Below are 10451 nucleotides of genomic sequence, written 5' to 3' on the forward strand. Positions count from 1 at the left end.
AGTGCCCAGTTGATGTGGGCGCGCGGCCGCGCCCGGGCCGACGCGTCGGCATAGCTGATGGCCACGGCCCCGCGCTGACCGACCGCAGTCACGAGGCCGACCGGCCGATCAGGTCGACGGCGCGGACGCCGAGATAATCCTCGACCGTGCTCGCCGCGAGATGAGCCAGCAGGGCTCGCCGGAACGGAACGATGCCCAGTCTGTTGAGGTGCAGATAGAGCAGGTTCACCACCACTCGATAGCTGGCGAACCCCTCGTCGTGCATCAGCATGGTGCGATAGCCAGGGTCGTCGGCGAGCCGGGCGTGGAACGTGCTGTGTCGCAAAAGGCCGGGGTCCCATCGTTGTTCACCCTGCGGGCCGGTGGTCGGTAGATTGAGCGACCGGCTCCTGACGAGCTCACGAATACGAGGTCGCAGTCCGGAAAAGACATGGAGGACTGGCGAAATATGGTGGACTTCCGTTCCTGCTCGTAGCTGCTCGTCCAGTCGACGCCTTCGCTCCCTCAGCGCTGCCATGTGGTTGTCGTACTGATGGTTGAAGTTGCCGCGGACGTTGTCCGGGTCGGGCGCGGCGGCGATGAATCCCTCCGCATGTGAGCGCAGCGAGATGAACGGGTAGGTGACGGCAGGCTCGGTATGGGCGATGGCCCACATCAGCTCGATGGCGAGTGTCGACCGGCTGAGCGTGCCCCGGCACACCGCGCCGAGGGCGGACCCCACCACCTCCTGTGTCAACAGGTAGAAGTCGTCGATCAATGCGACGGCGTCGACGCTGCCGATCACTGCCAGCCGCTGCGGCAGCTGCTCCAGCCGGATGGAGTTGTCCGGATGGAGTGGTGTGAGCGCGTCGGTGATGTGTTCCTGGACGGCGAGGATCCGGTGCTGGGCTAGCAGTGCCGCCTCGTCCACGGCGCTTCCGGACGGGTGTCGTCGTAAGTAGTCGTCGAGGAGCGGGCGAATCAGTTCGACTGCTTGCTGAGCCCGCTTCCGGCCACCGGGCAGATAGACCCGCACATGCGGACCGTGCAGCCAATGGCGGGTGAAGAACCCAGGTCCGAGGTTGCTGAGCGCGGTCAGCGCCGGATAGACACCATCCACGATCAGGTCGTCCTGATTCCCGTAGTAGTAGACGCATAGAGCCGGCCTGTCGTTGTCGTTCAGGTCAGGGCCCAGCGGAGCAGAAACCATATGTACGCCTCCTCGATCAGGTTTATGCCGAGCCGGTTGCAGTGGGTATGCAGGCAGTAGGCCAGGGACAGTCGGTCGGCGGGTACGTTGCGGACGGCAGATCGCCACGGTTCCTCGGCTGCTCCGGTGTGCCGGTCGATCGCACGTCTGACCACTGATTCCAGGCCGGCCACCCGCTCCGCGAACCGCACCTCGATGTCCCGGCGGTGTGCGCCGAGTAGCTGGGCGGCCCAACTGTCGTAGGTCCACGCGGCGAGCTCGGCACGACGGTCATCGTCGTCGGCCACGGCTCCCATCGCGGCCGCGCAGTGCGCCAGCGCGAGCCGAGTGCGTCGGGCCGCGGGGGCCGGGCGCTCGAGCACGGACAAGACGACACGGCTGGACTGCTCGTAAAACGCCAGCGGGGCGGGGTGCTGTTGATCGGCTCCGGGGATGTGTTCCGGAGTGAAGTCGTGGAACCGGACCGTGTTGTCCGGGAGCAGGTCCTCGATAGGGTCGATGCCGCGTTCCACTGCCGCGAACGCGGCGGCCGTCAGCCGGTATACCGCCGGGCTCATCGGTCGTCGCGAGGGGTCCGCACGGAGAAACCGGTGCAATGACTCTTCGGTGACGGCTCGCAGTGAGCCAATAGTGGCCAGGTCAGCGGACCGCAACCGAAGCCGCAGGTGTGGTCCGCCTTGCCAGTAGCGAAGGAAATACACACCGCAGGGAGCGACCCGATCGCCGAGTCGAGCGACCAGTGGGCCGACGCAGCGACGGAGCAACCGGTCCAGGTCTTCATGGTAATGGATATGTGCGGACAGCCATGGTCCGCGCTCGAGACAGCTCGATGACGAGTTCACCGACATGGCGGCGGCCCCCAAACTCGATCAGCGCGTCCTCTGGCAGCGGAAGAGCCTCTTGGAACAGGACAGTTTCTGCAGGCTCGCCGGCCAGCCGGTTGAGGATGGTCAGCGCCGGTCGACAGGTGAGATCAAGGTAGAGCGGTTTTCGGGCCTTATTTCGCCATGCGGACTCGGACTGCGGTTTCGGCAGCACCCTGGCGAAACACCGCTCGGGAATGGCGTGCTCCCGACACCAGCCACCGACTCGCATGAGGTAGTCGAAGTCGGGGCCTGTGGAATTGGCGCAACGCGGTATCAGTGAGGTGGGTACCGCCGTAGTGACGCGCTGCACGACGACGTCGCCGACCACGAGCCGCCCGCACCGGTACGGCTCCCCGGCGCTGCCCACACGTGGGCCGGCAAGTCCCTCGCCGAGATAGCAGACGGGGCTGTCCCCGAAGATCTGCACGAGCAGGCGATGCGCGGGTGGCAGCAAAAATTCGGCCATGACGCCGCGATGGACCGGGATCACGCGGGCGCCGAGGCGGTCGGCGGTCAGCTGCAGGGCGTCGGTGGCCGGATCGTAGTGAACGTCTAACTCGCCGAGGTCGATCAGTTCGCTCTTCGGGCGGCAGGCGACCACACCGGGGTAGGAGATCTCCGCGTGAGCTTTGCCGTGCCGCAGATTGACATTTGAGCCCGCCGAGGCGGAGATCTCTCCATAGACCGTTTCCGGCTCGTCATCGGCCCACGTCGGTTGCGGCGGCGCGGTCCCTAGTTGACGATGCACCCGGGCGGCGGCACGCCCATGTCCGCCCTCGACGTTGTTCAAGACGTAGCGGATTCGGCCGTTCCTTCCGCCCAGCGGGTGGCCGTAGAACGCCAGCGAGCGCGGCGGAGCCGCCCACTGCGGCAGGGCTTCGGCGGCTTCGATGAATGCCTCCGCAGGTACCTGCCGCAGGCCGTTTCGCTCGGGATACTCGTTGATTGTCGCGCGTAGGCGCTGTTGCGCAGTGATGATCTCGGCGAACAGGTCGGGGGTGTCGGTGGGATACATCTGCGGGTGGTCGAGGAGAGTGGCGAGGACTGGGTCGCCGCCGGCAGCGATCTCGCCACACAGCGTGAGAAAGTCTATCCGCCCATGCGGGCCGTGCTGTCGCAGAAAGTAGCGGGCGGCGGCTCGCCGGTACATCAGGTTCCAGTCGAACATCCCCGCTGCCGCGTGCAACGCGGTCAAAGACCCGATGACGCCTTGCCAGGCGTTGCTACCCAGGGTGATTTGGGGTGAGTCGAAAACACAGTCTTCGAAACACACGTGCTTGCGCGGCAGCCGCGCCGCCTCCGGCCAGCTGGCCTCGCGGTAGGTGGCGTCGAGCGCGTCGAGGAGTTCCTGTCGAGCAGTCAGCCGGGCACCGGGCAGACCAACCGTCCGCATCCGGTCGAGACCGGCCGCGACCGTTGTCAGTCTCGAAACGAGGCCGGGTGGCGCCGCGGCCAGTTCGGCGGTACCCGCCAGTTCGGCGATGCGATCGACCGCCTGGTCCGGTATCGACGGCACGACCTCCGCAATGCCCATCCCGATTACCCGGTCGAGGTATGCGGCGGCCGCCACTTCGGATCGACCGGTCGTCGCGGCCAGCCAGTCGACGAAATCGGCGTAGGACCATAGTCGCTCGGACGCAAGGCATTTCATGACAACGACTAAGCTGGGCACGGCCCGCAGTTCGCGGATGCGCTCGCCACCGCGTGGGTCGAGCAAGCGTATTTTGTTTCCCGCGAATCGTATTGCGGGGGAGAGCCGTACTTGCAGTGCGCTTCGAATGCCCGGCAAGCCGGCCAGATGCGCGCGGAGTTGTTCGGCTATCGCAACATTGAGCTGAATCACTCTGCGGACGCGGGCCGGACCGACAATGGAGACAGCTGGTCCATCCGCCATCCAATGCGCCAGTCCGGCGGTCGCGAAGGTGCTGTAGGGGCTGGTCTTCACCGCCGCGCGGGTCACGTATTTGTAGAGGGTCTCCACGAAGCGGTCCGTGGGCTCGGCGTGCCCGTCCAGCCAGCTGAGCAGATCGTGGGTGAAGTCCGGACTGGCCAGCGCGAGGCCGAGCTGGAACGCCGGCTGTCCGGCCGCCTCGCGAAGTGTTGCGATGGCGGCTTCGGACTCGGCATCGAAGTATTCCCGGCCTTGTTCCCGCAGCCGCCGGCGACGGCTGGTTTCGGCCTGATACCAGTGCAACCGCGCCGCCAGCGGCCGGTCTAACCGATCGGTCAGCTCATCCATGCCGATGGTCGGCCGAGGTGGGCGACCATTGAAGATGTCGCGGCGCAACGCAATCAGCCGGGCGCGCATGCTGCGGTCGGGTTCGTCGCCGACGACTCGGTGCAGCTCGTCCGAGAGCGTCCCCGCGGCAGACTGGAGATCGGCGTCGAGTCGGCGTATGTCGTCAGCGATCTGTGCGGCACCGCAGGTATGCAGTTCCATCGCCACGGCCGCGTCCAGTCCGCATGTCCGCACCACAACCTCGGGATTCGGCGAGAGCGGCGACCAGCCCTGCCCGACATCCGATGAGGTTGCCGTGTTCATGTGCACCCACCCAACGGAAACCGGTATCGCGGCGCAAGTCGTAGTTTGGCCAAGAAGATCTGGAACACCGGGAAATCCCAGGAAGAGCCGAGCCCGAGCAGTTCGCGCAGCGCCGGGGTGTCATAGCCATTGCTCACTCGTGCGGCCAAGGCGTGGGCAGCGGCTGCGATGCTCAGCCGTTGCGCCAGCGCGCCTGCCTCGAGATTCATGATGCGATATCCGCGATCTCCGAACCCGTCCAGGTACAACTTCGCGTCCGTGCACACATACAGGACTGCGGGGGAGGCACAGGCATTTATGTTGGTGGATCGAGTAATTCGCTGCAGGCGCCTGCCGACTGGCGCGTTGTGCACAACCCGCGGTCCGCCGGGAGCGAAGCGGTATACCCCTGCCGACAAATCGGTCACTCGGTTTGCCACCACGAAGATCGACAGCGGTGCCCGCACCGACGGCAGCCGGAGGTCACCTGGCGGCTCGCCTGTTGTTGCCCTTCTGACGATTCCGCAGAGCTGTGCGAAGGTCATCGAAACGGGGATAGGCTGAAAGTTGGGTGGGCCGGATTCCCGCCCGATGAGCGCGCCAGGATCGAATGTGGAAATGCCGCAGTCGAATTCGCTGGTGCCGTCGGCAACGGGATCGAGCGGTGCGATAGCGGAAGGGGGACAACCCGTCGCGTCCCCGACGCAGGGCCGAATGCTATCGAGCCGGACTAGTCGAGAACTCGAATCCAGCTCGAGGGCCTCCGGGCAGAACTGGGGGGTGGCTGTGGTCGATTCTTCGGTCGGCACGGTCAGCGGGGAAAGGTTTGCGGTCGCGGCCGACACGGAGACCGAACCGGTAAGTTCTGGGGGAACTACCGGACCTTCGCTCTCAGTGAGTGTCAATACCGCGAACGGGCTTTCGATGCCGTCCGGCAATCCCAGCAACTGCTGCACAGCCTGGTCGAGGAAGCGATAGCAGACGGCCGGGCGAAATCCGCACGCCTCGGCAGCGAACGCCAGACAGCCCACCGTCATACCGGCTTCCTGGCTGCATAATCGGTAGGCGTAATTGCGGTAGCGGGCCGCCGTCCGGTGGAAGACGCTGGTGACGAATGCGGCGGCCGTGACACCGGCGAGATCACGACCGACGGCACGACCGACAACCTCGGACGCGACAGCGGAACGGAGCAGATCCAATCCATGGTGGGGTGCGTCGTAGTGGTACAGACCGGATGGCAGGCCGTCTCCCGCCGCCAACCACACGTACACTTCCGTCGGATAAAGGCATCGCGCCGACGGGGTGGTCCGGTGATACGGCCAGCCCGAAGACGGCCCCACTTCCAGGCTGTGCAGGCCGAAGCCGAGCCAGAGAAACTCCGGAAGCCACGACGGCACCGTCCCCGGCGGCCGGTCTCCGCCGCTCTGCCGCGGCCGACCAATGGCGGGTGGGAGGGCGACCCGTCCGAATTCGGCGTAGCGGCGAGATGCGCCGTTCGTCCCCAACGGCCCTTGGCCCTCGGCGAAGAGTTCCCACATGCCCTCGAATGTGCGGCGCAGGTATCGTTCCCCGACAGCGCTCGGCTGTGTCATGCCTGATTCCTTCACGGGAACGGATGCGGGGCCAGGTCGAGTTCGTTCCACCGCAAGGGTTCCCGCCGATAGCCGAGCAGGGTGGGCACGGTCAGTACGCGCTCGAGACCCCACAGGCGTCGCGCGTAATGGCCGAAGGTCATCGGCAGCGTGCCGGGAACAATGACCTTGACGCAGCGAAACCCGCCTGGCTCATGCTCCGGGTTGGTCTGGTCCACCACGATGACATCGAGCCCAGTCGCCAAGTAGCGATTCACCAGGCGCCGAAGATCCTCGGTCAGGTCGCCGGACGGTGGTTCGCCGGGCTGCAGGGATGCTGGGTTCGCATCGCCACGGAGCAGGAAGTCCAGCCGCCCGAATGCCTCCGGGCTGCAGTAGAGCAGACGGTGATCGTCCATGTGCTGAACCTGATACGGGTCCTCCAGCATGCGCAGCACGCGATCGTGGTTCCGCTGATAGATCCGCGGGAACCCGTTGGTCACCGGGGCAAGCTCCAGCAGCGCGCGCTCCAGAGCCAGCTCCGGCTCGAGATGCGACCCGGCGGCGAAGAGCGCTTTCGGTACGCCCGGCACATCGTGTTCTTGCACCGTCATGACCCAGCTGCACGGCACGCCTTGCTCGACGGTGGTGTCGAAAGCATAGACCCGGCAACCGGTGCGGCGTTCGATACGCTCGACCATGAGCGGAATCGTGCGAAGCCGTGCGGCGCCGATGTCGATTCGGGGCGCCGGAATTCGCCCATACCAAGTCAGCAGGAACGAATCTCGCTCGGCCACTTCCAACAGGCCGTACAGGATCGCTTCCTCCAGACAACCGCCCAGCGCACAGCCGTTGGAGATCTCGTAGGCGAACGGCTGGTCGCGCATCGGGTGGTACAGCCATTGGTAGTAGGAGTATGTGGCGGGCACCAAGATCGGCTCGCCGCGGCTGAAGGAATATCCCCACACCCAATCCATCACGAGGTCTTCGGTGTAAGGCTGGAACGGGAAGTCAGGCAGTGCGTACTGCTCCGGTTCATGCAGGCCGAGGGTGCTGGGATCTACCGCCTGTGCCGCGATGTCGGTGTACGCCGCGCGCACCGTAGCGTGCTTGGCTCCTTGCTGCATGCCGCCGTAGCGTTCCAATCCTTCGGCGAGGGCGGTGAGATCGCAATGCTCGTAGCTCAGCTGCCGTCCGAGAGCGACCTGCCCGTGCACGAACGGGTGGCCGCACCGCCCGTGGGTGACGGGAAACATCCCGTCACTGTCGCGGAAGAGGCTGTGAATGATCCCGGCGTGCTGGTCGACGTAGGTGTCCCACAGTTGGTCTCGCCGACTGGCAAGAGAGCCGACCCGGTAACTGTCCGGGGATTGCTTCGGCTGCGGTCGAAGGGTGATGACCGCGCTTTCCCTGCGGTCGGCGCGGGGTTGCGCGCAAAGTGCGCACTGGGCGTCGGGCAGGAACCGGTGGAGGGTAACGCGAAGGGTGATCAGGTCTAGCCGGAGGAACGTCCCGCTCGCTGCTGCGGGCTCTATCTGATCTGCCACCAGCTCGGCGGCAAGCTGCCCGGTGAGCTCGGCGGCCGCCCAGGTCAGCAGGCTGACGGCCGGGGCGCGCATGGCTTGCGGGTTGGTCTCCCACAGCCGAGTCAACGTCGGGTAGTCCTCGCGGGCAGATCCGCGTCGGGTATCCGCGCATACGGTGCAGCCGGGTTGCCCGGGACGCGCGTACGGTCCGACGACCAGACAGCCGGAACCGGGTTCACGATGCACGGTCAGCACCGGAACACCTGCCGTCAGCCAACGCCGGGCGAAGGCGAGCTGGTCGTCAGGATGCCATCCCGACCGGACATGCACGGCAAGGTCAGGGGTGAGGTGCGCAGAGTCCCGGTTGCGGTCATCGCCCGCGCTGCCATCGTCGATGAAAGTCCCGGCGGGCAGCCGGTGACGCAGCATGCTGGTCAGCGATGACATGGCCGCCGACTTGGCGTAGCCCGCGGTCATTTCGACACCTCCACGAGCGTGAGGATGTTCGGGCAACCGGAACGCACCGCGGCGTCGTGGTCGAGGGGGACTGCGGCAAGCCGACGGCCGTGAGCGGCGAGCGCACGGAGGACAGTCCCCGGAGCCGGTCCGTTTCGGATGGTCTGGCCGCTCGGCTCTTTCGAGGCGATGGGCATGGGTGGAGCCACTATCAAGCCGGTATCCCGATCCCCGACGGTCACCTGCTCCATCAGCAGACACCCGGCCAGACCCGCTTCGACAACCGCGGCTTCGTCGAAGCCGGCTTCTACAATGGTGTGATCTGCCATGCCGAACGCCAGTATCACCGGGGTGTTTTCGGCGGACATATCGCGAATTCGGGGAACCTTTCCGATGATCTTGAGCTGCCGAAGATACGCCGCCGCATCGGCCGTCAGCGTGCGGCCTCGAAGGTCCAGCAAGGGCGCATCCGCGTTGTCGGCCAGTCGTGCAGCCGCCCGATGAGCGAAGAATCGCGCGAGCGCCCGGGCGACTGCGTCATCCCACGTCGCAGCGGAGCCGACATAAGGAAGCGTGACGTCATCCGGAACTCGGCCGCCGAGAATCGGGAATGCCGCAGTCGCCGGCAATAGGACCGGTTCGTCCGCGACGAGCTCCATTCCCCATACCTCGCGGTCGTCCACGAGCCGGGCCGGGTCGACCGACATTGCCGCATAGAGTTCGCAGGCACGTCGTGCGGCGCGGCGACGAGCCTGACCGAACTCGGCTCCGCTGCCCAGCACCTCGACGGTGCCAAGGACACGGTCATCAGGGGTAGCTGCTGTGAACGACACGGCACAGACATTCAGCGGAAGCTGGGGAAAGTCTGCCTCGTCTACCGTCTGGAGGACACCGAACTCTTCATCGACGCAATCGCGCACGGCCGTGGAGAACGCCTCCTCAGTCACCGGGGGAGCGGCCCGCCTTTGCTCGTATCGATCACGGAAGCTGATCGCATCTTCGCGGGGCGACGAGACTGCCAGGCGCCCGGGCCCGGGCGGGACTCGGTGCACACGGGACGCCAGCGACCGCAGATCCAGCCGGAGAACCCGCCCCTCGAGCTCGACCGCAGGAATTCCGGTGAGCCGCTTGAACATCTCGAAGGCGAGCTGGCTCACCGCGATCGCAGCAGTAGGTGAGGTGAGCAGCGGCGACACTTCGGCGGTCGGCCGATCCTGCCACCCGTACGCGTCGTGGTTCTGTGACGAACGGTTGCGCAACAGCCGCCGCCAGGCATCACGCCAGCGGATAGGCAGGCCGGGCGCCCACAGCGGACCCACCCACGCGATATCACCGACCACGGCCGCCTGCGCGCAGGCGATACCTGCGGCCACACACGCGTCCTCCAGCGCCGCTGACCGCTGCGGCATCGGCCGGTCGGTGGCGTGGACAACTGCCGTGTACGGTGCCAGCGCCTGCGCCAACGCCGCAGGAGAATCCCAGGGAGGCTCCTCGACTTCGACGAATTGCTGGTCGGGATCGCGCCGCCTGGCCGCCCCCACCGCCTCGGCAAGCCAGTGCCGGTCGGCCGCTGTGTCCCGGGTGAAGGACGCGTCGACGCGGCGTGGTCCCAGGTGCAGCAGAGCTCGGATGGCCGCGACGCTCGACAGGCCGGACCCGACGACCAGGTACCGCCCGGAGCGAAAGGACTCGAATCGTGCCGCCGCGGAGTCGCAGAAATAGCCGATGAACGCGATCTCTTCGGCGTAGGTTCGTTGCTCGACCTCGGTGAGGCCGTGTGGACGGTCGTCGATCGTGTCGTCGACGAATCCGTTGCGCTCGAGCAGGCCGATCAGGTCCGTGACCATCGTGCGCTTATCGGCGGGAAGGTTGTGTACCAACTCCTCGAGTGTGTTGTGGCCGTCCAAGAACGGATCGAGTCGCTCGATCCAATCGTAGATACCCCGGCCTTTGAGGGTGAGGGTGCTTGTGTTGTTGATCAAATAGGCACCCTCATCCGCAGGCAGATAAAGTGTGTCGCTTCGAAGTTTTGGCCTCATAACTCATTTCGCAATTCATCGATCTCACCGGACTACGTTGAATGTCCTTGACTGGATGGTCCGGTGATGAATGATCATTTGTAGATACGAAGCCAGCCGTTACGGCAATCGGGTGAGCGGACCGATCCGAATAATCGGCAGATCGGGCCCGCCTGCGGTGATGTGGCAGCGGCTTGGCGGCTGTCGATCGATCAGATGGGTGCGGCGCAGCAGCTGCTGCACGTGGAACCGGAGCAGCAACAGGATGCGCCTAGTTCGGTGAGGCCGTGGCCCATGCTGAGGG

6 protein-coding genes are annotated in these 10451 nt (G+C 65.8%); all 6 read right to left on the reverse strand.

What is annotated here, in order from left to right; all coding sequences use genetic code 11:
• Positions 1-88: 88 nt before the first annotated feature.
• Genes ACIBCN_RS02160 through ACIBCN_RS02185 form a run of 6 tightly spaced genes read right to left on the reverse strand, consistent with a single transcriptional unit; the run spans position 89 to position 10111 of the window.
• On the reverse strand, positions 89-1189 hold the full coding sequence (locus ACIBCN_RS02160) for a lantibiotic dehydratase C-terminal domain-containing protein (protein ID WP_396989622.1): 1101 nt from the start codon (positions 1187-1189) through the stop codon (positions 89-91).
• Entirely contained in the window at positions 1159-2037 is an 879-nt protein-coding gene (locus ACIBCN_RS02165) for a lantibiotic dehydratase C-terminal domain-containing protein (protein WP_396989623.1), read from the reverse strand. Before ACIBCN_RS02165 ends, ACIBCN_RS02160 begins: the two co-directional genes overlap by 31 nt.
• Positions 1967-4597 (reverse strand): lantibiotic dehydratase, encoded by a 2631-nt coding sequence (locus ACIBCN_RS02170; RefSeq protein WP_396989624.1) that lies wholly within the window; start codon positions 4595-4597, stop codon positions 1967-1969. Before ACIBCN_RS02170 ends, ACIBCN_RS02165 begins: the two co-directional genes overlap by 71 nt.
• On the reverse strand, positions 4594-6168 hold the full coding sequence (locus ACIBCN_RS02175) for a SagB family peptide dehydrogenase (RefSeq protein WP_396989625.1): 1575 nt from the start codon (positions 6166-6168) through the stop codon (positions 4594-4596). Before ACIBCN_RS02175 ends, ACIBCN_RS02170 begins: the two co-directional genes overlap by 4 nt.
• An 11-nt stretch (positions 6169-6179) precedes the next feature.
• Positions 6180-8150, reverse strand: a complete 1971-nt coding sequence (locus ACIBCN_RS02180; protein ID WP_396989626.1) for a TOMM precursor leader peptide-binding protein — start codon at positions 8148-8150, stop codon at positions 6180-6182.
• The gene (locus ACIBCN_RS02185) at positions 8147-10111 is read right to left on the reverse strand and encodes a hypothetical protein (RefSeq protein ID WP_396989627.1); all 1965 of its coding nucleotides are present in this window, start codon (positions 10109-10111) and stop codon (positions 8147-8149) included. Before ACIBCN_RS02185 ends, ACIBCN_RS02180 begins: the two co-directional genes overlap by 4 nt.
• Positions 10112-10451: the final 340 nt, after the last annotated feature.

It is taken from the genome of Nocardia sp. NPDC051052 (assembly GCF_044456045.1).
GTDB lineage: Bacteria > Actinomycetota > Actinomycetes > Mycobacteriales > Mycobacteriaceae > Nocardia.